Origin of the sequence: Allonocardiopsis opalescens, assembly GCF_003002095.1 — a bacterium.
GTDB classification, from domain to species: domain Bacteria; phylum Actinomycetota; class Actinomycetes; order Streptosporangiales; family Streptosporangiaceae; genus Allonocardiopsis; species Allonocardiopsis opalescens.
Genome location: NZ_PVZC01000001.1, coordinates 16,930 through 37,392 on the forward strand (window position 1 = coordinate 16,930; position 20,463 = coordinate 37,392).

Here is a 20,463-nt window from a genome sequence, read left to right on the forward strand (position 1 = left end):
AGGGGACGGGGCGGATGGGCAAGGTCTACCAGCGCATCGAGGGGCGGCTGCGCGCCTTCATCGAGGGCCAGCCGGTCTTCTTCACCGCCAGCGCGCCGCTGTCGGCCGACGGGAGCGTCAACCTCTCGCCCAAGGGCCGCTCGGGCACGCTGGCGGTGCTGGACGAGCGCACCCTGGCCTACCTGGACTTCGGCGGCAGCCACGCCGAGACCATCGCGCACCTGCGCGAGAACGGCCGCATCACCCTGATGTGGTGCGCCTTCACCGGCCCGCCCACCGTGGTGCGGGTGCACGGCCGCGGCGAGCCGGTCTTCCGCGACGACCCGCGCTGGCCGGAGCTGCTGGCCCGCTTCCCGCCCGAGGCCGACGGCGACGGGCTGCGCGCGATCATCGTGGTCGCCGCCGAGCGGATCAGCGACAGCTGCGGCTACGCCGTGCCGCTGATGGAGTACCAGGGCGACCGCGAGCTGCACCGCCGCCACTTCGGCCGCAAGACCGACGAGGAGTTCGCCGCCTACTGCGCGAAGAAGGAATTCAACGGCACCAGCGTCGACGGCCTGCCGGCCCTTCCGCTGCCGTTGCCACCCCGCCCTGAGGCGCCGGGCGGGGCGCGGCGGGTCGGCACGGCAGAATAGGCCCCATGACCTCTCCCTGGGCCGAGCTGGACCGGCCGCCGCTGCGGGCCGAGCCGCTGCGGCGGGCGCTGGTGCGCGACGGCGAGATGTGGACCGACATCCAGGTGGTCGGCAGCACCGGCTCCACCAACACCGACCTCGCCGAGCTGGCCCGCTCCGGCGCGGCCGAGGGCAGCGTGCTGGTGGCCGAGGAGCAGACCCGGGGGCGGGGGCGGCTGGACCGCGGCTGGGTGGCGCCGCCGCGTGCGGCGCTGATGCTGTCGGTGCTGGTGCGGCCCGCCGCCGTGCCGCCGGAACGGCGCGGCTGGCTGCCGCTGCTGGCCGGCGTGGCCATGGTGCGGGCGCTGCGCCGGGTCGCCGAGGTGCGCGCCGTGCTGAAGTGGCCCAACGACATCATGCTCAACGGGCGCAAGCTCGCCGGCATCCTGGCCGAGCAGTCGGCCGGCGCCGTCGTCATCGGCCTGGGCCTCAACGTCCACACCCGCGCCGAGGAGCTGCCGGCGCCCACCGCCACCTCGCTGGCGGCCGAGAGCGCGCCGGTCACCGACCGCGACCCGCTGCTCCGCGCCTACCTGCGCGCCTTCGCCGAGCTGTACCTGCCGCTGCGCGCCGTCGACGGCGACGCCGAGCTGTCGGGACTGCTCGCCGAGTACCGGGAGCTGTGCGACACCATCGGCCGCGAGGTGCGGGTGATGCTGCCGGGCGGCGGCGAGCTGACCGGCACCGCCGCCGAGGTCGACACCACCGGCAGGCTGGTCGTCCGGGGCCCCTCGGGGGAGCGGGCGCTGAGCGCCGGCGATGTGGTGCATGTGCGCGGCTCCCGCGATGACTCCCCCCGGCGTGCGGATACGTGACAAAATCGCCGGTATGGCGATTCGCGACCGGGACCTGGCCGAGGACGAAGAGATCCTCCGCACCATCAGGCAGCACTGGACCACCCTGGTGGCCGAGTTCGTGCTGCTGCTGCTCGTGGCCGCGGTCGCGGGCGTGCTGCTGTGGCTGCTGCCCTACGGCCAGCCCTGGGCCCTCCCGGCGATGTGGGTCATCCTCGCCCTGGCCGCGGTCGCGGCCTGCTGGCTGTGGCTGCTGCCCATGCTCAGCTGGTGGAGCACCGTCTACGTGCTCACCAACCGGCGGCTGGTCAAGCGGTACGGCATCATCGTCCGCAACGGCCGCGACATCCCGCTCACCCGGGTCAACGACGTCGCCTTCAGCGCGCACCTGCTCGACCGCCTGCTCGGCCACGGCACCCTGGTGGTCTCCTCGGCCTCGGAGAACTCCGGCATGGTGCTCAAGCACGTCCCCGACGTCGAGCACGTCCAGAGCCTCATCTACCAGGCCGTCGACGAGGAGCAGCAGCGCTACCGGCAGGGCGAGGCGCCGCCGCCCGCCCGGCCCTGACGGCGGCCCGGATGCCTGAGCCCCGAGGGGAGCGCGGATGACGGAGCGCCCGGACAGCGAGCGGATCGAGGAGATCCTGCTGGGCGGGCGGCCCCGCTATACCCGTCGCGAGGTGGCCGAGCTGGCCGGGGTCTCCCCGGACATCGCCGCCCGGCTCTGGCAGGCGCTCGGCTTCGCCACCCTCCCCGACGAGCTGGGCGCGTTCACCGACCGCGACGTGGAGAACCTCCGCAATGTCGGCGGGCTGATCGAGCGGGGCGTGCTGGACGACGACGCCGCCGTCCGGCTGGCCCGCGCGCTCGGCCAGACCATGGCCCGGCTGGCCGAGTGGCAGGTGGACATCCTGACCACCGTGCTGCTCGACCGCGACGCCCCGGCCGACGACGAGAACATCGGCGAGCTGATGGCCCTCACCGAGCACCTGCTGCCCGAGATGGAGGTCTTCCTCCGCTACGCCTGGCGCCGCCAGCTGGCCGCCTCGGCCAAGCGGATGCTGCTGCTCGCCGACCGCAACACCGACGTCGCGGTGAACAGGATGCCCATCGTGGTGGGCTTCGCCGACCTGGTCTCCTTCACCAGCCTCAGCCGGGAGCTGGACGAGTACGCCTTCGCCGAGATGATCGAGAGCTTCGAGGTCACCGCCGCCGACATCGTGGCGGGCTGCGGCGGACGCATGGTCAAGACCCTCGGCGACGAGGTGCTGTTCGTCAGCAACACCCCGGCCGAGGGCGCCGAGATCGCGCTGCGGCTGGCCGAGCGGATCCAGACCCACACCGAGCTGCCCGACGTCCGGGTCGGCCTCGCGCTGGGCCCGGTGCTGCCGCTGATGGGCGACGTGTACGGCATCACGGTGAACCGCGCCAGCCGGCTCACCACCTTCGCCCGCCCCGGCACCGTCCTCACCGACGACGCCATGGCCCGCAAGCTGGCCGGCAGCCGCAACTTCGTCGCCGTGCGCATCCTGCCCCGCCGCGCCCACGGCATCGGCACCATCCAGCCCTACGTGCTGCGCCGGCGCGTCTGAGCGGCACGGATCGGCGGCTCTTCTGGCGGTTCGCCACCGCGGCGGCGCCCGGACGGGTTAGCTTAGGTTCACCTAAACGCGTCGCGCATGTGGAGGTGGCCGGATGTCCTGGGGGGACGAAGGGCAGGTGGGGGAGGCGCGGGGCCGCGGCCTGGTGCTGCGGCTCGCCTTCGGCGCGATGGGCGCCCGGGTGGTGGGGCTGGCGACCGAGCTGGGGCTGCCCGACTCCATCGGCGATGCCGAGCGGACCGCCGCGGAGCTGGCCGCCGAACTCGACCTTCCCGAGGCGAACCTGAACCGGCTGCTGCGGGCCATGGCGGCGCTGGAGCTGCTGACCGAGACCGCGCCGGGCCGCTTCGTGCTCGCCCCGGCGGGCGCCGTGCTCCGCACCGACCGGCCCGACTCCATCCACTCCTTCGTCCGGATGTTCACCGACAGCACGATGGTGCGGGCCTGGGAGCGGCTGGAGTACAGCGTGCGCACCGGCCGGACCGCCTTCGACGAGGTGTTCGGCACCGACTTCTTCGACCACCTCAAGGGCGATGCCGAGCTGTCGGCCCTGTTCAACGCGGCGATGAGCCAGGGCAGCCGGCGCACGGCCGCCCTGCTGCCCGAGCACGTGGACTTCGGCCGCTTCGGCACCGTCACCGACGTCGGCGGCGGGGACGGCACCCTGCTCGCCGCCGTGCTGCGCGCGGTGCCCGCCCTGCGCGGCACGGTCTTCGACACGGCCGAGGGCGGCGCGCAGGCCGCCGCCACCCTGGAGCGGGCCGGGGTGGCCGACCGCGCCGCGGTGGCCGTCGGCGACTTCTTCGCCGGGGTGCCGGCCGGCGCCGACGCCTACCTGCTCAAGAGCATCGTGCACGACTGGGACGACGAGCGCGCCGCGAGCATCCTCGGCCACTGCGGCCGGGGCCTGGCCGAGGGCGGGCGGGTGCTGATCGTAGAGCCGGTGCTGCCGGACACCGTGCGCCCCGACATCTCGCCGACCCTCTACCTGAGCGATCTGAACATGCTGGTGAACGTGGGCGGCTTGGAGCGCACCCGCGCCGACTTCGAGGCGCTGTGCACCCGCGCGGGCCTCGCGGTGGACCGGGTGGTGGCGCTGCCGCCGGAGTCGGGCTTCTGCGTGATCGAGGCGGTGCCGGCCTGAGCGCGCCGGGCGCGGGCTAGGTCGGGTCGGGCATGTCCTCGCCGGGCGCCTCGGTGAGCCGGGCCAGGTAGAGCTGTTCGCCGAGGCGTTCGAGGAGTTCCAGCTCGGTCTGCAGGTAGTCGATGTGCTCCTCCTCGTCGGCCAGGATCTCCTCGAAGATGCGGGCCGAGGTCACGTCGCCGCGCGAGCGCATCAGCTCGATGCCGCCGCGCAGCCGGACGATGGCCTCCTCCTCGATGACCATGTCGGAGCGCAGCTGCTCGCCGATGGTCTGCCCGATCCGCAGGGTGCCCAGCCGCTGGTAGTTCGGCAGGCCCTCCAGGAAGAGGATGCGGTCGGTGAGCCGTTCGGCGTGCTGCATCTCCTCGAAGGACTCCTCCCGGGTGTGCTTGGCGATCCGGGTGAGTCCCCAGTTCTGCTGCATCTTGGCGTGCAGGAAGTACTGGTTGATGGCGGTGAGTTCGGCGGTGAGCTGCTCGTTGAGCAGGCTGATGACGTCGGAGTCGCCTTGCATCTCGTCCCCCGGTCGAGGCGGTCGCGGACAGTGGCAGCGCGAACACGGAGTGCTGCCCGGATGCCCGCATCCAATCACAGCGCCCCGGCCGAATCACTGCGCCCGGCCGGGCGGGGGCGCGGCTCAGCCGCCGAGGGCGGGCGCCGGCGCGGGCTCGCCCTCGCGGACCAGCGAGGAGATGCGCCGGATGCACGACCCGCAGCCCGCGCGCATGCCGCAGGCGCGGCGGACCTCGCGGGTCGAGCACGCGCCGGAGGCGATGTGCTCGCGCACCTCGTCCTCGGTGACGGCGTGGCAGACGCAGGCGTACATGGGGGGAGTGCCCTTTCTTTAGGCAAGGCTCCCCTAAGTTATCTGATGGACATTCCGGGCGCAATGCTCGATCCGCCCAGCTCAGCGGGTGTGACCGGTGTCGCTCCGCGACCCGCGGAGCGCCCGTCGGCGCCGCCTCAGGGCGGTGATCGGAACTGGCCGCGCTCCGCGCCGAGGTAGCGCCCCCGCGGCCGGTCGGCGTCGGAGCGGCCGCGGGTCACCAGCGCCCACACCCCGATCAGCACCACCAGAGTGCCGAGCACCGACGCGCACGACGTGGCGGCCCGCACCCACAGGGGCACCGCCGCTCCCGGCACCGGCAGCTCGAAGGTGACGACCAGCAGAGCGAAAAGGGGCGAGGAGCCGGCCACCACGATCGCGCTCCACCACGCCCCCGCGGTCTCCGACGCCATCAGGTAGACCATCGCCAGCCCGCAGAAGACGATTCCGCACAGCCGCACCACGCCCAGGTAGGGCGCGGCACTGAAGCCGGCGCCGGCCGTCAGCGCGGCCAGCACCAGGATCTGCGCCAGCAGCACCGCGGCGACGGCTCGGGCGACGGACGGCGAAGGGGCGGGCACGCGGAACCTCCGAAACGTGCGGGATGTCCCTATCGAGAGTGGCGGCTTCGCGGTCAACCCTTGGTCAAACGGCGCGCATCGCCGGGGAAACCTTGGACATCGACTTACGATCAGCATCATGACCTGCGTGTTGCTCGCCGAGGACGACGTTTCCATCTCCGAGCCGCTCGCCCGCGCTCTGCGCCGCGAGGGGTATTCCGTGGACGTCTGCGTCGACGGGCAGCGCACCCTGGAACGTGCGTTGCTCGGAGACGTCGACCTCCTCGTCCTCGATATCGGCCTGCCCGAGATCGACGGACTAGAGGTGTGCCGGAGACTCAGGGCCGAGGGCCACGGCACGCCCGTACTCATCCTGACCGCCCGCGTCGACGAGGTCGACACCGTCGTCGGACTCGACGCCGGCGCCGACGACTACGTCACCAAGCCCTTCCGGCTGGCCGAACTGCTGGCCCGGGTGCGGGCCCTGCTGCGGCGGGGCGGTTCCGACACCCCGGTCGTGCAGGGTGTGCGCATCGACGCCGACTCGCGCCGCGCCTGGATCGGCGACAAGGAGCTGCACCTGACCACCAAGGAGTTCGACCTGCTGCGCATCCTGGTGCGCGACGCCGGAAAAGTGGTCTCCCGCGAGCAGATCATGCGCGAGGTGTGGGACACCAACTGGTGGGGCTCGACCAAGACGCTCGACATGCACATCTCCTGGCTGCGGCGGAAACTGGGGGACGACGCCAACAAGCCGCGCTACATCACCACCGTGCGGGGGGTCGGCTTCCGCTTCGAGCGCGACTGACCGCCCGGTACCGGCCGCCGGACCCTCCGGCGGCCGGACCGCGGCCGCCGGCGGCCCCTGAGGAGGACGAATGCGCAGGCGCCTGCTGCTGTCCACCCTCGCGGTCACCAGCATCGCGGTACTGCTGCTGGGCATCCCGCTGGCCTTCGTCATCCCGCGGCTGATCTACGAGGAGAACGAGCAGCAGCTCGAACAGGAGGCGACCGCGATCGCCGCCGACCTGGACACCCGCACCATCTCCGCGGCGCCGATCGACACCAACCGGCTCACCCGCGCCTACCCGGACCGCTCCATCACCATCCAGCCCCCGCACGACGCGCCGCCCGTGACCGCGGGCATGCCCGCCGAGGACGGGATGCTCTCGGAGCAGGCGATGACCGAGGGCGGCACGGAGGTGACCGTGAGCCGCAGCTCGGAGGAGATCCGCGAGGAGGTCGCCAGCTCGCTGCTGCTGGTGCTCTCCCTCGCCCTGCTGGCCGTCGGCGTCGCGGTGGGCCTGGCCGTGCTGATGGCGCGCCGGCTCACCCTGCCGCTGATGGACCTGGCGATCACGGCCGAGCGGCTCGGCTCGGGCGCGGCGGAGCCGGTCGGCCACCGCTACGGCGTGGTCGAACTCGACCAGGTCGCCCAGGGCCTGGACCGCAGCGCCGAACGGCTGTCCAGCCTGATCGCGGCCGAGCGCGACTTCGCCACCGACGCCTCCCACCAGCTGCGCACCCCGCTCACCGCCCTGTCGATGCGGCTGGAGGAGATCATCGCCGAGGCCGGTGACAACGAGGTGGTGCGCGAGGAGGCCGAGGCGGCGCTGGCGCAGAGCGAGCGGCTGGCCGCCGTGGTCGAGCACCTGCTCGGCCGGGCGCGCCGCGCCCAGGAGCAGGCCGCGGCCCCCGTCGCGATCGACCCGGTGCTGGAACAGATCCTGTCGGACTGGGAGCCGGTCTACCGCCGGGCCGGCCGGGAGCTGCGGCTGGTCGGCGAGGAGGGCCTGGTCGCGGTGACCAGCGAGGACGGCCTGTCCCAGATCCTCACCACCTTCGCCGACAACGGCTTCCGGCACGGCGACGGCACCGTCACGGTGCAGACCTCGTCCACCGACGGCTCGGTGGTCATCGAGTTCAGCGACGAGGGCGAGGGGGTCTCCGAGGAGCTGGCCGGGCGCATCTTCGAGCGGCACGTCAGCGGGCACGGCGGCACCGGGCTGGGCCTGGCGCTGGCCCGGCGCACGGCCGAGGCCGACGGCGGGCGGGTGGAGCTGCTGCGGCGGCGCCCCGCGGTGTTCGCGGTCTTCCTGCGGCGCCAGGGCGCCGGGGCGACCGGGGACGGAGAGGACCCCGGGCTGACCGGCCCGACCTGAGCGGCCGGCTCAGGCCGCCTCGGCCTCGGCGTCGGCCTCCGGCCCCGCCGCGGCGCCCTGCCGCGGGCCGGTCCTGGCGCCCGCCGTCTCGCCCCGGCCCGCGGCCGGGGCCAGGAAGACGAAGCGCTTGTAGGACCAGTAGCGGAAGAGGGTGCCCAGCGCGGTGCCGGCGATATTGGCGATGTTCGACGCGACCACGCTGGTCAGCCCGGCCACATCGCTCGACAGCCACAGGCAGGCCATCGTGATGAGGTAGCCGACCACGTTGAACACGAAGAACAGCGCGTACTCGCGGGCCAGCCCGGAGCGCTCGCGGTGCCGGAAGGTCCAGAAGCGGTGCCCGACGAAGGTGACGCAGGTGGCGACCACGATGGCGATGGTCTGGCTCGCGTACGGCCCGGTGCCCGAGAGCACCAGCGCGTTCACCAGCAGCGTCTGGACGACGAACGCGATTCCGCCGACCACGCCGAACTTGCCCAGTTCGTGGATGAGATGGGCGAACCTGCGATACAGGCTCAGCAGAGGTCTCACTGCTCCGGTGGGTCCTTTCCGCCGGCTGACGCCGGGTGGGCATGCCCGTTCCCTCAGTCTGCCAGGCGGGGCTGACCGGCTCGGGTGTGCGATAGCGCCGAATATCTCACAACCCGGCCGGTCCCGTCCGGGAGCTCCGATGGAACATGGGGCCCTGTTGGCCGAGAGTTCGACCGCAGTTGGCGAAGCCCGGCGGAGTGATCAGGGCCGGGCCTGCGGCTAGGCTTCCTGCCGTGAGTGAGCATGCGGGAATGCCCGTGGTCGGGATGGTGGGCGCCGGCCAGCTGGCCAGGATGACCCAGCAGGCGGCGATCGCCCTGGGGGTGCGGCTGCGGGTCATGTCGCCCGACGGCGCGCAGAGCGCTGACGCCGTCGTCCCCGGCGTCGCGCTGGGCGACCACCGCTCCCTGCCCGACCTGCTGGCCTTCGGCCGCACCGTCGACGTGGTCACCTTCGACCACGAGCACGTCCCCACCGAGCACCTGGCCGCCCTGGAGCAGGCCGGGGCCGCGGTGCGGCCCGGCGGGCACGCCCTGCTGTTCGCCCAGGACAAGTCGGCCATGCGCCGCCGCCTCGCCGAGCTGGCCGCGCCCGTGCCGCGCTGGCGCGCCGTCGCCACCCCGGCCGACGTCGACGCGCTGGCCGAGCAGACCGGCTGGCCGGTGGTGCTGAAGGCGGCCCGCGGCGGCTACGACGGCCGGGGCGTGTGGGTCTGCGAGACCCGCGACGACGCCAAGCGGCTGGTCACCGAGATCCAGGCGGCCGGCACCGAGCTGCTGGCCGAGGAGCGGGTCGACTTCACCCGAGAGCTGGCCGCCGTCGTCGCCCGCTCCCCCTACGGCCAGGCCGCCGCCTACCCGGTGGTGGAGACGGTGCAGCGCGAGGGGATCTGCCGCGAGGTCATCGCCCCGGCGCCCGGGCTGGCCGAGGAGACCGCCCTGGCCGCGCAGCGGCTCGCGCTGCGGCTCGCCGACGAGCTGGACGTCACCGGCCTGCTCACCGTGGAGCTGTTCGAGACCCGCGGCGGCATCGTCGTCAACGAGCTGGCCATGCGCCCGCACAACTCCGCGCACTGGACCATCGACGGCGCCCGCACCTCCCAGTTCGAGCAGCACCTGCGCGCCGTGCTCGACCTGCCCCTCGGCTCGACCGCCCCGCTGGCCCCCTACACCGTGATGGCGAACCTGCTCGGCGGCCGCGACGCCGACGTCTACAGCCGCTACACCCACGTGATGGCCCGCGACCCCGGCGCCAAGGTGCACTTCTACGGCAAGGAGGTGCGGCCCGGCCGCAAGATCGGGCATGTCACCGTGCTCGGCGACGACCTCGCCGACCTGCTCGAACGCGCCCGCCACGCCGTCGACTACCTCAACGCCGACCGCTACCTGAAGGGCTGAGCCATGGCAGGGCCTGATGTGCCGCCGCTGGTCGGCGTGGTGATGGGCAGCGACTCCGACTGGCCGGTGATGCGCGCCGCCACCGAGGCGCTGGCCGAGTTCGACGTCCCCTTCGAGGCCGACGTCGTCTCCGCACACCGGATGCCGCACGAGATGATCGCCTACGGCGAGCGCGCCGCCGAACGCGGCCTGCGGGTCGTCATCGCCGGCGCCGGCGGAGCCGCCCACCTGCCCGGTATGCTCGCCGCCGTCACTCCGCTCCCCGTCATCGGCGTGCCGGTGCCGCTGAAGAACCTGGACGGCCTGGACTCCCTGCTGTCCATCGTGCAGATGCCCGCCGGCGTCCCGGTGGCCACCGTCGCCGTCGGCAACGCCCGCAACGCCGGCCTGCTCGCCGTCCGCATCCTCGCCGCCGCCGACGACGCCCTCCGCGCCCGGATGACCGAGTTCCAGCACGAGCTGCGCCGCCAGGCCCACGCCAAGGGCGAGCGCCTGCGCGCCGAGGTCAGCCCCCCGGTCCCCGGTAGCTGAGCAGGTCGCCCGGCTGGCACTCCAGGACCTCGCACAGCTTCACCAGGGTGGAGAAGCGGATCGCCTTGACGTGCCCGTTCTTCAGCAGGGACAGGTTCACCACGGTGACGCGCACCCGGTGCGAAAGCTCCGTCAGGGTCATGCCCCGCGCGGCCAGGACCTCGTCGAGGTGCACTTCGATCCGGTGACCGGAGTCGGGCTCCGCCGGCGACATCAGACGATCCCCTCCAGTTCCGCGCGCATCCGGGCGCCGCGCCGCACCACCTCGGCGACGGCCAGCAGCGCGAAACCGACCACCAGCGCGGCGGCCGCGCCGGTGGCGTCCGGCAGGGTACCGCCCGGATGGCTGCCGGCCGGGGCGACCAGCGGCCACAGCGCGGTGTAGCAGACCAGGGTGAGGGCGAGCTGCCCGATGGCGCCGCCCAGGGCCAGGCCGCCGCAGCGGCGCAGCCCGTGCACGGTGGCGGCGGAGAACAGGTCGCGGTCCGAGCCGACCCGGTTCACCAGCCGGTAGAGCAGCACCAGGACGACCAGCGCGACCGCGAGGCCGGGCAGGGTCACCAGTGCGGTGACCGCGGCCAGTCCCGGCTGCGCGGACGACTCCGGCCGGACCGCGACCGAACCGCCGGTCACCCCGGTGGGTCCGTCGGCGGCCGAGACGGCCGCCTGGGCGTATCCGTCGGGGACCGCCCGCGCGGCCGCCTCGGCGGCGACCGGTACCGGCATCTCGATCACGGGCGGCCCGGCATTGGCCGCCACCGCGATGGCCTGCACCGCGGCGAGCGCGGTGAGCGGCACGGCGGCGATGAGGCCGAGCACCACGACCACCTGGAACAGGCCGAGCCACTTCGCGGGGACCGGACCCGGCTCCGGTTCGTCGTCGACCATGACGCCTCCTTATCGACTGTCGATATTATCGAGAATCGTAAATATCGATAATCGATATGTCAACGCCGAAGCCGCGCCTCCGGGCCGGTCCGGCGGCGGCCGCTGGTAGGTTCCTGTCCAGTTCCCGGCCGGCCCCCGAGCGCGGGCCCGATCGAAGGAGTGCCCGTGGCAAGCAGCGGCAAGGGGTCCCGGCGCGTCTGGGCGGCCGGGCTCGCGGCGGCGGCGCTGGCGGCCGCGGCCGGGTGCGGGGCCGGCGGTGCGGCCGGCGAGGGGGCGCCCTCGGCCGCGCCCACCGTGCCGACGGCCTCGCCCGAGGTGTCGGCGAGTGCGGAGCCCTCGGACGAGCCGTCCGGGGAGGCGTCCGAGGAGTCCGGCGGCGGTGAGTCCGCCGTGCAGGCGCTGGAGGCCGACGGCTCCTGCGGCCTGGTCGACAACCCCGGCGCCGGCGCGGGCGGCGGCGCCTCGCAGGCGCCGTCCAACACCGGCGAGGTGCTGAACCCGGCCGACTACGAGCAGTTCAAGGTCTGGATCGACAGCGGCGAGGTCGGCTGCGAAGAGGCGCTGCTGGTGGTGGAATCCTACTACCACGAGCCGCCGGACGCGGCGCAGGGCGACAGCGGGATCACCGAGGTCGACGGCTGGCTGTGCGGCGCCGTCACCCAGCCCATCACCGGCGTGGCCGGCCGCATCGCCGGCTGCCAGTCCGACGAGGGCTACATCGTCGTGACCACGCCGGACGCCTGGAGTCTGTGACTAGCCCCGCAGCCTCGGGTATTCGATGGCCGGGCAGCGGTCCATGATCATTTCGAGGCCGGCGGCGCGGACGCGGCCGGCCGCCGCCTCGTCGATGACGCCGAGCTGGAACCACACCGCCCGCGCGCCGATGGCCACGGCCTCGTCGGCGGCCTCGCCGGCCTGCTCGGAGCGGCGGAACACGTCGACCACGTCGACGGGGAAGGGGATCTCCGCCAGCGAGGCGTAGCCGCGCTCGCCGTGCACGGTGGCGGCGGTGGGGTGCACCGGCACGATGCGCTTGCCGATGCTCTGGAGGAAGCGGGCGACACCGTGGGCCGGGCGGGCCGGATTGGCTCCGAGCCCGACCACGGCCCACGTGGTGGAATCCTGCAGCACCCGCCGGACGGCGGCGTCGGTGTCGGTCATGCCGTGATCAACACGGCCCCGGCGGCGGGTGTTCCGGCGCGGGCGCGGCTCAGGGCCGGCCCAGCGCGCGGTAGGTCCAGCCGGCCTCGCGCCAGCGCTCCGGGTCGAGCGCGTTGCGGCCGTCGACCATCGCGCGGGTGGCCACGACCTTGGCCAGCACGTTCGGGTCGGCCTCCCGGAACTCCTGCCACTCGGTGAGCAGCAGCACCACGCTGGCGTCGGACGCGGCGGCCAGCATCGTGTCGGCGTAGTCCAGGTCCGGGTGCGCCCGGCGGGCGTTCTCCAGCGCCGCGGGGTCGTACACGGTGACCCGGGCGCCCTGGCCGCGGATCTTGGCGGCCACGTCGAGCGCGGGAGAGTCGCGGATGTCGTCGGAGTTCGGCTTGAAGGCCGCGCCCAGCACACCCACCACGGCCCCCTCGAAGGAGCCGCCGACCAGCTCCCTGGCCAGGTCGACCATGCGCGCACGGCGCCGCTGGTTGATCGCGTCGACCTCGCGCAGGAAGGACAGCGCCGGCTCGACGCCCAGCTCGTCGGCGCGGGCCATGAAGGCGCGGATGTCCTTGGGCAGGCAGCCGCCGCCGAAGCCCAGGCCGGGGCCGAGGAACTTGCCGCCGATGCGGTCGTCGTAGGACAGCGCCAGCGAGAGCTTGGTCACGTCGGAGCCGGTGGCCTCGCAGACCTCCGCCATGGCGTTGATGAAGGAGATCTTGGTGGCGAGGAAGGCGTTCGCGGAGACCTTGACCAGTTCGGCCGTCTGGAAGTCGGCCACCACGAACGGGGTCTCGTCGGCGATCTGGGTGGCGTACACCTCGCGCAGCAGCGCCTCGGCGCGGCCGTCGCGCACGCCGATCACGATCCGGTCGGGGTGCAGGGTGTCCTGCACCGCGAAGCCCTCGCGCAGGAACTCCGGGTTCCAGGCCAGTTCGGCCTCGGCGCCGGCCGGAGCCGCGGCCGCGATCCGCTCGGCCAGCGCGGCCGCCGTGCCGACGGGCACCGTGGACTTGCCGACGATGAGCGACGGACGGGTCAGCAGCGGGGCGAGCGCGTCGACGGCGCTGTGCACGTAGCGCAGGTCGGCGGCCCCGGAGTCGTCGCGCTGCGGCGTGCCGACGCACAGGAAGTGGACGTCGGCGAACTCCGCGATCTCGGCGAAGTCGGTGGTGAACCGGAGCCGCCCGCTGGCCAGCCCCCGGCGCAGCACCTCCTCCAGGCCGGGCTCGTAGAAGGGCAGATTGCCGGCTGCGAGGCGTTCGATCTTCGCTGCGTCAACGTCAAGGGCCAGCACCTCGAACCCGAGGTCCGCCATGCAGGCGGCGTGGGTCGCCCCGAGGTAGCCCGTACCGATGACGGAGAGCCGAAGCTTGTGCTGAGCTGCCAAGGAGGTATCCCCTTCCCTGAACGACACCGCTCGGCGCGTGGGCGGCTCTTCAGTGGTCGGTGTGGAGTATGTCGGATGAACTGCCCTCAACCATGCCATCTACCCGCAGGGGCCAGGACACCGGGACAGGGGCGAGACTGTAGCGGCCGCAGGTGACCACGGCCCCAACGGAAGATCACGATCCGGCGACGCGCCGTGTCCGTCGGCCGGGCGCCGGCCGACGCGGCTACCCGTCGGTAGCTTACGATCGTGACATGACGCTCGACTCCGCCTTCCGCACCACCGAAGAGCACGACCTGCTCCGCGAGACCGTCCGCGCCCTCGCCGACGACAAGATCGCGCCCAGGGCCGGCGAGATCGACGAGACCGGCGAGTTCCCCTGGGACGTCCACCAGGCGCTGGTCCAGTCCGACCTGCACGCCCCGCACATCCCCGAGAGCTACGGCGGCGCCGGCGCCGACGCGCTCGCCACCGTCATCGTCATCGAGGAGGTGGCGCGGGCCTGCGCCTCGTCCTCGCTGATCCCCGCCGTCAACAAGCTCGGCACGGTGCCGCTGCTGCTCAGCGGCTCCGAGGAGCTGAAGGCGAAGTACCTCACCCCCGTCGCGGCCGGCGAGGGCATGTTCAGCTACGGCCTGTCGGAGCCCGAGGCGGGCAGCGACGCCGCCGCCATGCGCACCCGCGCGGTGCGCGACGGCGACCACTACGTGCTCAACGGCGTCAAGCGCTGGATCACCAACGCGGGGGTCTCCCGCTTCTACACGGTGATGGCGGTCACCGACCCCGACCAGGGCGCGCGGGGCATCTCCGCCTTCGTGGTGGAGGAGGGCGACGAGGGCTTCTCCGTGGGCGCGCTGGAGAAGAAGCTCGGCATCAAGGGCTCGCCCACCCGCGAGCTCTACTTCGACGACTGCCGCATCCCGGCCGACCGGATGATCGGCGCGGAGGGCACCGGCTTCAAGACCGCGCTGGCGACCCTGGACCACACCCGGGTCACCATCGCGGCGCAGGCCCTCGGCATCGCCCAGGGCGCCCTCGACCACGCCACCGGCTACGTCAAGGAGCGCAAGCAGTTCGGCCGGCCCATCGCCGACTTCCAGGGGCTCCAGTTCATGCTGGCCGACATGGCCATGAAGCTGGCCGCCGCCCGCCAGCTCACCTACGCCGCCGCCGCGCGCTCCGAGCGGGCCATGAACGGCGCCGCCGACCCCGAGCTGACCTTCATGTCCTCGGCGGCCAAGTGCTTCGCCTCCGACACCGCGATGGAGGTCACCACCGACGCCGTGCAGCTGCTCGGCGGCTACGGCTACACCCGCGACTTCCCGCTGGAGCGGATGATGCGCGACGCCAAGATCACCCAGATCTACGAGGGCACCAACCAGATCCAGCGGGTGGTCATGGCCCGGCAGCTGCTGAAGTAGCCACCGGGATCCGGATGAAGAGGGCTCCGCCGGTCCTGCGGCGGAGCCCTCGGGCGTGCGGCGCGCGGCTAGGGCTCGCGGCGGCGCAGGTCGGGGCGGGTGGTGGGCTTGCGCTCCGGCTCGGCCGGGGCGTCGGGCTCGTCGGCGGGCTCGGTGACCGGGGCCCAGCCGGAGTCGTCGGCCTCCGCCCACTCGGGCCGGCCCACCTGGAGCGGGCTGTCGGTGGTGGGCGGCGGGGTGTCGTCGGGCGGGTAGGCGGTGGCGGGCCGCTCGGCGGCGCGGGGGCCGCGCGGCCGGGGCGGCGGGGTGGACTCGCCGTACGGCTGGAAGGGCCGCCACGACGGCTGCTCGCCGGAGGCGCCCGCCGGGCGCTCGGCCTGGCCCGCGGCCGGGCCGGGGAGCGGGCCCGCGCCGGGCGGGCGGACCCAGGAGCCGGTGTCGGGCGCGGGGGTGTTCCACGACGGCGCGGGGGAGCCGCCCGGCTCGCTCCAGGGGTCGGTGCCCGGCCGCTGCCCGGACGGCGGCGTGGGCTCGGTGCGCGGCGCCGGATCGGCCGCCCAGCCGGGCTCGCCGCCGGTGCCGGGAGCCGCCTCGGTGCGGGCGGCGGCCGGGGCGGCGGGGGTGGGCTCGCCGCCGACCGGGGCCTCGGCACCCTGGCCGGAGGGCTGCGGAGCGGGGGGCCGCGGGGACTCGGGCGGCGCGGCCGCGGCGCCGGACCAGCCTTCCTCGCCGCCCGCCGGAGCGCCCGACCAGGCGCCGGTGCCCGACGCGGGGGTGGAGTCGTCCCAGGCGGCCGGCGCCGGGGCGCCCGGCTCCGCGCCGGGCGCGGCGCCGGCCGGCTGCGGCTCGGGGCCGAGGTCGTATTCGGACCGGTGCCGGGCCGGCGGCCGCTCGGGGGTGAGGTCGTATTCGGACCGGTGTCCGGCGGGCGGCGCGGACTCCGGGCTCACGTCGTACTCGGACCGCTGCCCGGCCGGGGCGGCGCCGGGCGCGGCGGCCGGCGGCTCGGGCGCTTCGTAGCGCTGCGGCCGGTAGGGCAGCGGCTCGGGCGGGGGGTCGAGGGCGGCGGCGCCGCGCTGCCAGGGGTCGAAGTCCGCGGCGTCGTCGCGGGCGCCCTGCCGGGGCGCGCCCTCCCAGGGGTCGGGCAGCACGCCCGTGGCGACCGGCGACTGCGGGCCGGAGGCGGCCTGCTCGACGGGGCGCTGCCCGCCTGGGCCCGCCGCGGCGGCCTGCGGACCCGATGGGGCGAAACCGGGGTGGCCGCCCGTGTGGGGGCCGGTGTGCGGTCCCGGCTGCCACTCGGCCGGGGCCTGCGGCACGGTGCTGGGCGCCGAGCGCCAGCGGTTCGGCGGCAGGGCCGAGGCGATCAGCGCCGCGCCGAGCACGACGTGGCCGAGGGCGTTCGGGGTGGCGGCGACGGCGCCCGGGAGCAGGCTGACGACCAGGTCGTTGTAGGCGAGCAGGAACTGGAAGGAGCCGGTGGCCACCAGCCAGCCGGCCCCGACGACCAGCAGCGGGATCCCGCACAGCAGGGCCGCCAGCGGCGAGATCCTGCTGCCCGCCAGCAGCCCGGCGATGACGCCGACGAGCGCCCACTGCACGGCGATGACGGCCATCCCGGTCGACTCGCCGCCGATGACCCGGGCGACGGGCGTCTCCGCGATCACGTAGATGAGCGGAGCCGCGACCGGCCCGACCAGCGCACCGATCAGATGTCGAGCCATACCGACTACCACCGCCTTGCCGCAGTGACCGAATTGTCCGAGTGATCAAACGTAGTGGATCCGGTATCCGCGCGGTAGCCGTTCGTGGCGGCCCCGCCGGGCGGGCGCGCCCGTCCGGCTACGGGCGCTCGTCGTCGCGGCGGAACTTCAGGGTGCTGCCGGACTCGGCGTCGGCCTCACCGTCGGCGCCGACCGGGCGGGGCATCGCCCGGCTGGCCGACCAGTGCTCGGCGTCGCCGGGGTCGAAGGCGGGCTGCGGGCCGGTGCCCGGGCCGCCGCGCTCGGCGCGCCGGTAGCCGCCCGGCTCGCCCTCGGCCTCGCCGTAGGGCGCGGCGGCGGGCGCGGTGCCCGGGTACGGCGGGGGCGTGCCGTCGCGGTCGGTGTATCCGGCGTAGCCGCGGGGAAGGGCCGGGGCGGCCGAGGACCGCCAGCGGCTGGGGAACAGGGCGCTGACGAGGAGGATCCCGCCGACCGCCGGCGCGAACATGATGATGCTGCCCGCCCCCGTCTCGATGACGGCCAGCGGGACCGGCAACCGGTCGAAGTCGATCAGCGAGGCCGGGAAGAAGTAGTCGCGGGCGACGAACTGGTAGCCGATTAGAGCCATGAATGCCGTTCCGGAGACCAGCGCGGCCACGGGCGACAGCCGGGAGCCGGCCACCAGCGCGGTCATCGCCCCGAACACCAGCAGCAAAACGATCGCGCCGACCAGCGTGCCGTCGTAGGCGAGCCTGGTGAAGGCCTGGTAGCTCAGGCCGTAGCCGGCCGCCAGCAGCACCCACAGCACCGGGGTGATGACCACCCCCACCAGGAACCCGAGCAGGTGGCGCAGCGCTGGGGGCATGGCGTTCTCCTAGCGGTGGAACCGGTGGGCCGCGGCTGGTCGGGCCGGCCGCCGCGCCGGGCGGCGGCCTACCTAGGCACAGACGTTATCTGTGGCCGTGGCGGCTTGGATACCTCCCGAACCGGCCGAATCCGGCGCCGCCGCCTCGACCGCCCGGACCCCCTGGTAGTCGGGGCCGAGTACCACCTCGACGCCGTCGCCCAGCTCGCCGGCCCGCTCCAGCCGCGAGCCGGGCAGCGCGGCCGCCACCGTGCGCGCGGAGTCGGCCCGGTGCGCGGCGTGGCGCACCACGGTCTGCTCGACGGTGCCGCCCACCCAGTTGTCGGCCGGCACCGGCACGTTGAACCCGGCCGCGCGCAGCTCCTCGTCGGCGCGGGCGCCCAGCCCCTGGATGCCGGCCCCGTTGCGCACCTGGACGGTGATGTCCGCGGGCGGCACGATCAGCTCGGGCGCCGCCTGCGCCGGCTCCTCGGCCGCGCCGCCCGCCTGGGCGGCGGCCGGCGGCGAGGGCTCGGCCAGCGGCTCGTCCCTGGAGATCCGCCCGAACAGCTCGCGGGCCGCCTCGGTGTCCCACAGCACCGCCGACTCGCCGGTAGGGGCGGTGAAGTCGGTCTGGGCGGCCGGGACGGTGGTGAAGGTGACGTCGTCCATGGAGACCGAGCGCAGCTGGTTGCCCAGTTCGAGCAGGGCGCCGCCGGTCAGGCCATCGTCCACCGTCACGGTCTGCAGGACGGTCTCGCTGAAGGCGGTGAAGCGGGCCGGGTCGCTCAGGGTGCGGGTGTCGGTGGCCGCCTCCAGCAGCGCGGAGATGAAGCGCTGCTGCCGGTCGATGCGGTCGAGGTCGCCGCCCGCGGTGCTGCGGGTGCGCACGTAGGCCAGCGCGCCCGCGCCGTCGACCACATGGGTGCCGGCCGGCAGCTGGAGGCCGGACCTGGGGTCGGAGATCGGCTCGGGCAGGCAGATCCGCACCCCGCCGAGCGCGTCCACGACCCGCAGGAAGCCGAGGAAGTTCACCTCCGCGTAGTGGTCGATGCGCACGCCGGTGGCCCGCTCGACGGTCTGCACCGCCAGCTGCGGGCCGCCGAAGGAGTAGGCGGCGTTGATCTTGGCGGGGCCGTGTCCGGGGATGGTGACCCACGAGTCGCGCGGCAGCGCCACCACGCTGATCGCGTCGCGCTCGCGGTTGAGGTGCACCAGCATCATCGTGTCGGTGCGCGCGCCGCCCTCGTCGCGGCCGAGGTTGAGCCGGTCCAGCTCCTCGCGGGTCAGCCCGGAGCGGTCGTCGGCGCCCACCAGCAGGAAGGTCAGCGCGCCGCGCGGGCCGTCCTCAGGGCGGTCGCCCAGCGCGCCGAAGGGGTCGATGCGGTCCAGCCGCCCCGACGCCCAGCCGGTGAAGGCCCAGGCACCGCCCGAGGCCAGCAGCACCAGCGCCGACATCACGGCGGCGGTCGTCAGCAGCATTCGCCGCCGGTACGCCTGCCGAGCCGGTACGATCCAGCGTGAACCGCCACGGGACCGGTTCGGGGCGGCGCCGGAGCGGGGTTCGCTCATCTGTGTGGTCACCCCCCGCGGAGCCCTGCGTCACTTGTCCTGAGCTGTCCGTAGGGTAGCGCGGCGCCCCCGCGCGGCCCCGTCATGGCGGGCGGCCCGCGCGTGGCGCGCGGCCCTCGGACGCCGCCACGCGCGAGAGAGACGGGACGGATGGCTGTGGACGGTCAGGACCCCGGCGCCGGTTCGCACGACCGGACGCGGCAGTGGCCGCCGGTCTCGGTGATCATGCCGGTGCTCAACGAGGAGGCCCACCTCGCCGCCGCGGTCGGCCGCGTGCTGGCGCAGGACTACCCCGGCGAGCTGGAAATCGTGCTGGCGGTCGGCCCCTCGCGCGACCGCACCGAGCGGCTCGCGGCCGAACTGGCGGCGGACGACCCCCGGGTGCGGGTGGTGCCCAACCCCTCGGGCCGCACCCCCGCCGCGCTGAACGCCGCCATCGGCGCCTCCTCCCACCCCGTGGTGGCCCGCGTCGACGGCCACGCGCTGATGCCCGCCGACTACCTGCGGGTGGCCGTGCGCACCCTGCGCGAGACCGGCGCCGACAACGTCGGCGGGATCATGGCGGCCGAGGGCGTCACCCCCTTCCAGCAGGCGGTGGCCCGGGCGATGACCTCGCCGGTCGGGGTCGGCAGCGCCCGCTTCCACACCGGCGGCGAGCCCGGCGCCGTCGACACCGTCTACCTGGGGGTCTTCCGCCGGGCCGCGCTCGAACGCGTCGGCGGCTACGACGAGGCCTTCCTGCGCGCCCAGGACTGGGAGATGAACCACCGCATCCGGGCCGGCGGCGGCACCGTGTGGTTCCAGCCGAAGATGCGCGTCACCTACCGGCCGCGGCCCACCGTGCGGGCGCTGGCCCGCCAGTACTTCCACTACGGCCGCTGGCGGCGGGTGGTGGCCCGCCAGCACAAGGGCACCATCAACCCGCGCTACCTGGCGCCGCCGCTGCTGGTCCTCGCGCTGCTGGCCGGCACGCTGGCCGGAGCGGCCGGGCTGGCGGCCGGCTGGTGGCCGGCGCTGCTGGGCTTCGCGGCGCCCGCCGGCTACCTGCTCGCGGTACTGGCCGCCTCGGCCGCCGTCGGCCGGGGCCTGAAGGGCACGGCCCGGCTGTGGCTGCCGGTGGCCGTCGTCACCATGCACCTGTCCTGGGGCACCGGCTTCCTGACCAGCCCGCCCGGCCTGGGCGCCGACTCCCGCATCGCCAGGGGCGCGGCGGGCGGCGGCACCGACCAGGCCGGCACGGGCCGCGCCAACGCGGCCAGCGCCTGAGGCGCCC

The 20,463-nt window shown here is 74.4% G+C and carries 23 protein-coding genes; 12 read left to right on the forward strand and 11 right to left on the reverse strand.

Annotation, left to right across the window (positions count from 1 at the left end; translation table 11 throughout):
- The first annotated feature begins 14 nt into the window (after positions 1-14).
- From CLV72_RS00065 to CLV72_RS00085, 5 genes are all read left to right on the forward strand, one after another.
- Positions 15-635, forward strand: a complete 621-nt coding sequence (locus CLV72_RS00065; RefSeq protein WP_106237091.1) for a pyridoxamine 5'-phosphate oxidase family protein — start codon at positions 15-17, stop codon at positions 633-635.
- Positions 636-640: 5 nt separating this feature from the next.
- On the forward strand, positions 641-1,489 hold the full coding sequence (locus CLV72_RS00070; RefSeq protein WP_106237095.1) for a biotin--[acetyl-CoA-carboxylase] ligase: 849 nt from the start codon (positions 641-643) through the stop codon (positions 1,487-1,489).
- A 13-nt stretch (positions 1,490-1,502) separates the two neighbouring features.
- Entirely contained in the window at positions 1,503-2,036 is a 534-nt protein-coding gene (locus tag CLV72_RS00075; protein WP_106237099.1) for a PH domain-containing protein, read from the forward strand.
- Positions 2,037-2,073: 37 nt separating this feature from the next.
- A complete protein-coding gene (locus CLV72_RS00080; protein WP_106237103.1) occupies positions 2,074-3,060 on the forward strand; it encodes an adenylate/guanylate cyclase domain-containing protein in 987 nt (328 codons plus the stop codon).
- Positions 3,061-3,163: 103 nt separating this feature from the next.
- The gene (locus CLV72_RS00085; protein ID WP_106237107.1) at positions 3,164-4,213 is read left to right on the forward strand and encodes a methyltransferase; all 1,050 of its coding nucleotides are present in this window, start codon (positions 3,164-3,166) and stop codon (positions 4,211-4,213) included.
- 16 nt (positions 4,214-4,229) lie between these two features.
- On the opposite strand, the gene bfr is transcribed toward CLV72_RS00085, so the two are convergent.
- The 3 genes from bfr to CLV72_RS00100 form a co-directional block, all read right to left on the reverse strand.
- Positions 4,230-4,727, reverse strand: a complete 498-nt coding sequence (gene bfr / locus CLV72_RS00090; RefSeq protein ID WP_106237110.1) for a bacterioferritin — start codon at positions 4,725-4,727, stop codon at positions 4,230-4,232.
- 123 nt (positions 4,728-4,850) lie between these two features.
- Positions 4,851-5,039, reverse strand: coding sequence for a (2Fe-2S)-binding protein (locus CLV72_RS00095; protein ID WP_106237113.1), 189 nt, complete (start codon positions 5,037-5,039; stop codon positions 4,851-4,853).
- A gap of 137 nt (positions 5,040-5,176) precedes the next feature.
- Positions 5,177-5,620 carry a hypothetical protein gene (locus CLV72_RS00100; protein ID WP_106237117.1) on the reverse strand — a complete coding sequence of 148 codons (444 nt, stop codon included), beginning with the start codon at positions 5,618-5,620 and terminating at the stop codon, positions 5,177-5,179.
- 118 nt (positions 5,621-5,738) lie between these two features.
- Here CLV72_RS00100 and CLV72_RS00105 point away from each other — a divergent pair, with 118 nt between their 5' ends.
- Positions 5,739-6,407 (forward strand): response regulator transcription factor, encoded by a 669-nt coding sequence (locus CLV72_RS00105; protein ID WP_106237119.1) that lies wholly within the window; start codon positions 5,739-5,741, stop codon positions 6,405-6,407.
- Positions 6,408-6,477: 70 nt separating this feature from the next.
- Complete coding sequence (locus CLV72_RS00110; RefSeq protein WP_106237123.1) at positions 6,478-7,761, forward strand: ATP-binding protein; 1,284 nt, start codon at positions 6,478-6,480, stop codon at positions 7,759-7,761.
- A gap of 9 nt (positions 7,762-7,770) precedes the next feature.
- Here CLV72_RS00110 and CLV72_RS00115 read toward each other — a convergent pair whose 3' ends face one another.
- Entirely contained in the window at positions 7,771-8,292 is a 522-nt protein-coding gene (locus CLV72_RS00115; protein ID WP_106237125.1) for a GtrA family protein, read from the reverse strand.
- A gap of 233 nt (positions 8,293-8,525) precedes the next feature.
- Here CLV72_RS00115 and CLV72_RS00120 point away from each other — a divergent pair, with 233 nt between their 5' ends.
- Both CLV72_RS00120 and purE read left to right on the forward strand, forming a co-directional pair.
- A complete protein-coding gene (locus CLV72_RS00120) occupies positions 8,526-9,689 on the forward strand; it encodes a 5-(carboxyamino)imidazole ribonucleotide synthase (protein WP_106237129.1) in 1,164 nt (387 codons plus the stop codon).
- A 3-nt stretch (positions 9,690-9,692) separates the two neighbouring features.
- Entirely contained in the window at positions 9,693-10,220 is a 528-nt protein-coding gene (gene purE, locus CLV72_RS00125) for a 5-(carboxyamino)imidazole ribonucleotide mutase (protein WP_106237130.1), read from the forward strand.
- Here the strand turns inward: purE and CLV72_RS00130 are convergent.
- Both CLV72_RS00130 and CLV72_RS00135 read right to left on the reverse strand, forming a co-directional pair.
- Entirely contained in the window at positions 10,195-10,434 is a 240-nt protein-coding gene (locus CLV72_RS00130) for a helix-turn-helix domain-containing protein (protein ID WP_106237132.1), read from the reverse strand. The two genes, purE and CLV72_RS00130, sit on opposite strands and share 26 nt — an antisense overlap.
- Entirely contained in the window at positions 10,434-11,108 is a 675-nt protein-coding gene (locus CLV72_RS00135) for a DUF2975 domain-containing protein (RefSeq protein ID WP_106237135.1), read from the reverse strand. The genes CLV72_RS00130 and CLV72_RS00135 overlap by 1 nt, the downstream gene beginning before the upstream one ends.
- Positions 11,109-11,273: 165 nt before the next feature.
- Between CLV72_RS00135 and CLV72_RS00140 the strand changes: the two genes are divergently transcribed.
- Complete coding sequence (locus CLV72_RS00140; RefSeq protein WP_106237138.1) at positions 11,274-11,861, forward strand: hypothetical protein; 588 nt, start codon at positions 11,274-11,276, stop codon at positions 11,859-11,861.
- Here CLV72_RS00140 and CLV72_RS00145 read toward each other — a convergent pair whose 3' ends face one another.
- Both CLV72_RS00145 and CLV72_RS00150 read right to left on the reverse strand, forming a co-directional pair.
- Positions 11,862-12,269 carry a CoA-binding protein gene (locus CLV72_RS00145; RefSeq protein ID WP_106237141.1) on the reverse strand — a complete coding sequence of 136 codons (408 nt, stop codon included), beginning with the start codon at positions 12,267-12,269 and terminating at the stop codon, positions 11,862-11,864.
- Between the two features lie 49 nt (positions 12,270-12,318).
- Positions 12,319-13,650 carry a UDP-glucose dehydrogenase family protein gene (locus tag CLV72_RS00150; protein ID WP_281262381.1) on the reverse strand — a complete coding sequence of 444 codons (1,332 nt, stop codon included), beginning with the start codon at positions 13,648-13,650 and terminating at the stop codon, positions 12,319-12,321.
- A gap of 254 nt (positions 13,651-13,904) precedes the next feature.
- On the opposite strand from CLV72_RS00150, the gene CLV72_RS00155 reads away from it, so the two are divergent.
- Positions 13,905-15,071, forward strand: a complete 1,167-nt coding sequence (locus CLV72_RS00155; protein ID WP_106237149.1) for an acyl-CoA dehydrogenase family protein — start codon at positions 13,905-13,907, stop codon at positions 15,069-15,071.
- A 68-nt stretch (positions 15,072-15,139) separates the two neighbouring features.
- Here CLV72_RS00155 and CLV72_RS00160 read toward each other — a convergent pair whose 3' ends face one another.
- The 3 genes from CLV72_RS00160 to CLV72_RS00170 form a co-directional block, all read right to left on the reverse strand.
- A complete protein-coding gene (locus tag CLV72_RS00160; protein ID WP_106237152.1) occupies positions 15,140-16,795 on the reverse strand; it encodes a hypothetical protein in 1,656 nt (551 codons plus the stop codon).
- 118 nt (positions 16,796-16,913) lie between these two features.
- A complete protein-coding gene (locus CLV72_RS00165; protein WP_106237155.1) occupies positions 16,914-17,639 on the reverse strand; it encodes a hypothetical protein in 726 nt (241 codons plus the stop codon).
- A gap of 72 nt (positions 17,640-17,711) precedes the next feature.
- Positions 17,712-19,100 (reverse strand): LCP family protein, encoded by a 1,389-nt coding sequence (locus CLV72_RS00170; RefSeq protein WP_245929776.1) that lies wholly within the window; start codon positions 19,098-19,100, stop codon positions 17,712-17,714.
- 240 nt (positions 19,101-19,340) lie between these two features.
- Here CLV72_RS00170 and CLV72_RS00175 point away from each other — a divergent pair, with 240 nt between their 5' ends.
- Positions 19,341-20,456, forward strand: coding sequence for a glycosyltransferase family 2 protein (locus CLV72_RS00175; RefSeq protein WP_106237160.1), 1,116 nt, complete (start codon positions 19,341-19,343; stop codon positions 20,454-20,456).
- Positions 20,457-20,463: the final 7 nt, after the last annotated feature.

What these genes read in the sequence shown, in the direction of transcription:
- CLV72_RS00065 (WP_106237091.1), top strand. Translation starts at nt 15, where the DNA reads ATGGGCAAGGTCTACCAGCGCATCGAGGGGCGGCTGCGCGCCTTCATC.
- CLV72_RS00070 (WP_106237095.1), top strand. Translation starts at nt 641, where the DNA reads ATGACCTCTCCCTGGGCCGAGCTGGACCGGCCGCCGCTGCGGGCCGAG.
- CLV72_RS00075 (WP_106237099.1), top strand. Translation starts at nt 1,503, where the DNA reads ATGGCGATTCGCGACCGGGACCTGGCCGAGGACGAAGAGATCCTCCGC.
- CLV72_RS00080 (WP_106237103.1), top strand. Translation starts at nt 2,074, where the DNA reads ATGACGGAGCGCCCGGACAGCGAGCGGATCGAGGAGATCCTGCTGGGC.
- CLV72_RS00085 (WP_106237107.1), top strand. Translation starts at nt 3,164, where the DNA reads ATGTCCTGGGGGGACGAAGGGCAGGTGGGGGAGGCGCGGGGCCGCGGC.
- bfr (WP_106237110.1), bottom strand. Translation starts at nt 4,727, where the DNA reads ATGCAAGGCGACTCCGACGTCATCAGCCTGCTCAACGAGCAGCTCACC.
- CLV72_RS00095 (WP_106237113.1), bottom strand. Translation starts at nt 5,039, where the DNA reads ATGTACGCCTGCGTCTGCCACGCCGTCACCGAGGACGAGGTGCGCGAG.
- CLV72_RS00105 (WP_106237119.1), top strand. Translation starts at nt 5,739, where the DNA reads ATGACCTGCGTGTTGCTCGCCGAGGACGACGTTTCCATCTCCGAGCCG.
- CLV72_RS00110 (WP_106237123.1), top strand. Translation starts at nt 6,478, where the DNA reads ATGCGCAGGCGCCTGCTGCTGTCCACCCTCGCGGTCACCAGCATCGCG.
- purE (WP_106237130.1), top strand. Translation starts at nt 9,693, where the DNA reads ATGGCAGGGCCTGATGTGCCGCCGCTGGTCGGCGTGGTGATGGGCAGC.
- CLV72_RS00130 (WP_106237132.1), bottom strand. Translation starts at nt 10,434, where the DNA reads ATGTCGCCGGCGGAGCCCGACTCCGGTCACCGGATCGAAGTGCACCTC.
- CLV72_RS00135 (WP_106237135.1), bottom strand. Translation starts at nt 11,108, where the DNA reads ATGGTCGACGACGAACCGGAGCCGGGTCCGGTCCCCGCGAAGTGGCTC.
- CLV72_RS00145 (WP_106237141.1), bottom strand. Translation starts at nt 12,269, where the DNA reads ATGACCGACACCGACGCCGCCGTCCGGCGGGTGCTGCAGGATTCCACC.
- CLV72_RS00155 (WP_106237149.1), top strand. Translation starts at nt 13,905, where the DNA reads ATGACGCTCGACTCCGCCTTCCGCACCACCGAAGAGCACGACCTGCTC.
- CLV72_RS00160 (WP_106237152.1), bottom strand. Translation starts at nt 16,795, where the DNA reads ATGGCTCGACATCTGATCGGTGCGCTGGTCGGGCCGGTCGCGGCTCCG.
- CLV72_RS00165 (WP_106237155.1), bottom strand. Translation starts at nt 17,639, where the DNA reads ATGCCCCCAGCGCTGCGCCACCTGCTCGGGTTCCTGGTGGGGGTGGTC.
- CLV72_RS00170 (WP_245929776.1), bottom strand. Translation starts at nt 19,100, where the DNA reads ATGCTGCTGACGACCGCCGCCGTGATGTCGGCGCTGGTGCTGCTGGCC.
- CLV72_RS00175 (WP_106237160.1), top strand. Translation starts at nt 19,341, where the DNA reads ATGGCTGTGGACGGTCAGGACCCCGGCGCCGGTTCGCACGACCGGACG.